The 1,168-nt window shown below is 39.0% G+C and carries 1 protein-coding gene; it reads left to right on the top strand.

All coding sequences use genetic code 11. The annotated features are described in order from the left end of the window. A partial coding sequence (locus tag VXQ92_RS19695) for a capsule assembly Wzi family protein (protein ID WP_416682930.1) occupies positions 1-1,126 on the top strand: 1,126 nt, incomplete at its 5' end. Between the last annotated feature and the right edge of the window lie 42 nt (positions 1,127-1,168).

Raw genomic sequence — 1,168 nt, 5'->3', positions numbered from 1 at the left:
ATTTGGTGATAACAAAAAATCGCAGTACAAAGGTTCATTAGAGTTTAATGCTGGTGGTGAAAATTGGGATGCAAAAATCCGTGTAAACGCAGAAAAAGACCCTCAAATTGATAGTGGGCATTACGTTAACGTTGAAGGTTCATATGTCGCTGGTAAACTCTGGAACCAGTGGCTTGTTGCAGGTCAAATTCCAACATGGTGGGGACCTGGACATGATGGTAGCTTAATCCGTGGCGATGCAAGTCGTCCTGTGTATGGTGTGACGGCACAAAGAGCTGTGCAAAATGCTTTTGAGACAAAATGGTTATCTTGGATTGGACCTTGGCAATATCAAGCTTTTGCAGGCCAATTAGATGATTATAAAGCGGTTCCTCATGCCAAATTATTAGGCTTACGTTTAACTGCAAGACCTTTACCCTATTTAGAACTAGGTGCTTCTCGTACTTTACAATGGGGTGGTGAAGGACGTTCTGAAAGTTGGGATTCTTTGTGGAATGCAATTAAAGGGAATGACAATGTGTATGATTCTGATGAAGATCGTTCTAACCAAATCGCAGGTTTTGATGCTCGTTTAAATCTACAATCTCTTATAAATGCTCCTGTTGGTATTTATGGTCAATATGTAGGTGAAGATGAAGCTGGACTACTTCCTTCTAAAAAAATGTATTTAGCAGGAGTCGACTATTCTTCTAGCTATAATAATATGCCATATCAACTTTATGCAGAATGGGCTGATACCCGCACTAATAATGATGTGAAGGGTATTTCCTATAATCATTATGTTTATAAAGATGGTTATTACCAACATGGCTTCCCATTAGGACATGCGATGGGTGGTGATGGGCAAATGTATTCTGTGGGTGGTGATATCCGCTTTGACGTGATGAACCGTTTAAGCGGTCGTGCTATGGTGGTTAAAGTTAACCAATCTAACTTGGCAATTAATAAAGCATTTCCTAAAGATGATGAAATTAAAGCGCTTGATCTAACTTGGACACATTACATCAAACCTGATCTTCCATTAAAAATTAATGGTTGGGTAAGTGATTCTGACTTAGAAGGTAATGATGCGGGTGCATCGATTGGAGTAGAAATTCCTCTAGAGCGTAAAATGTTTGGTTTCTAAGATTAGATCATGTTTTAGAAAAGAGAAGCTATCAAAGCTTCT

Source organism: Acinetobacter sp. 228, assembly GCF_048147885.1.
Note: the sequence above shows the minus strand (reverse complement) of the source record. Positions and strands in the feature narration are given on the sequence as shown.